2 protein-coding genes and 1 pseudogene are annotated in these 1133 nt (G+C 35.0%); all 3 read right to left on the bottom strand.

The annotated features are described in order from the left end of the window. Positions 1-161 (bottom strand): annotated as a pseudogene (locus BHE89_RS18010) (SAM-dependent methyltransferase); the annotation flags it as partial. 19 nt (positions 162-180) lie between these two features. After that, positions 181-411, bottom strand: coding sequence for a DUF2591 family protein (locus BHE89_RS18005; protein WP_128860698.1), 231 nt, complete (start codon positions 409-411; stop codon positions 181-183). Between the two features lie 246 nt (positions 412-657). Continuing rightward, a complete protein-coding gene (locus BHE89_RS18000; protein ID WP_074454093.1) occupies positions 658-861 on the bottom strand; it encodes a hypothetical protein in 204 nt (67 codons plus the stop codon). Positions 862-1133: the final 272 nt, after the last annotated feature.

The raw sequence follows: 1133 nt of genomic DNA, 5'->3' as shown, positions 1-1133 counted from the left end.
AATAGTACTTGATAAAAAGTATTATCTGGTAATGGAAGGTTTTTAAAATCAGAAATAATATCTGGTGTTATATTTAAAATTCTTCCATCACATAAAATATGTTCTTCTGCTCTAATATCATTAAATAAAACTCGGTCGTCTTGTTTATCAAAATAAAACATACGAGAGCCACAGCACATATCAAGTATTGGTTTCACGTTCAGCATCCTTCATTAATAAATATGCAATACTAATCCCGCGAGATAAATTTGCTTCACTCACCATCGGTATGTGTATATTGCGAACAATCCAAGACTCACAGTCATTATTAAAGTCTGGATGAATTGATAATTTAGCTTCTAGCATTAATTGCCATGCATCGGATGGGTTATTGCATGGGTCGAAAGGCGTTGCATCCATATCATCAAACAAAACTATTTCAGTACGTTCGTATGCGATTGTGTTTAATTTAAGATTTTCAGCAACTTTTTTTATTAATCTCGAAGTCAGATAGTTCGGTGTATTTATTCATTGATTAACTCCAAATCCTCCTCATGCCACCATGATGTTTGACTATCGTCATCCTCGACCAAGTAGGGGATAGCGGAATCTTCGTCATCAACATAATAAATGGTTGCTATAATATGCCACGGTTTAATATAAACCTTATCGCCGACTTTAAATTTCGTCACTTAATTTTACCTCTTCAATCAATGACTCAAGTACCGCTATAGCTATTCTTTTTTGTAATGAATATCCTTTCCCGTTAAGGTGGTCAAAACCCTCCACAATGCAATTATCCACCATCATATTTAAAGGGGTGTCAGACTGTTTTAATATTCTAACATTTCCTAAATGAACGATATTTTTCTTAGTTTTCATTCCATATTTCTCCACAAACCATCTCAACATCCCGCACCTGCATTATCTGCATGGCACGGCTCTCGCATTCTTGCTGTGTATATATCTTCCGTTACAGGCACAGCAGAACCCTGTATTAGCATGAGTAATACATATCCGATTATTTGCATGGTTATTTAATATTGAATGTATACGGGGATATTTCGTTTTATCGTCTGATTCTTCATGCACAGTAGAACTGCCACAATCATGAATATTTTTCAACTCCAGTCACTGACATATAACCAATAGGT

The sequence above is a fragment of the Shigella sp. FC1967 genome (assembly GCF_001743005.1).
Taxonomy (GTDB): Bacteria; Pseudomonadota; Gammaproteobacteria; order Enterobacterales; family Enterobacteriaceae; genus Proteus.
The sequence above is the reverse complement of the archived record's forward strand: the minus strand, read 5'-3'. Positions and strand labels throughout refer to the sequence as shown.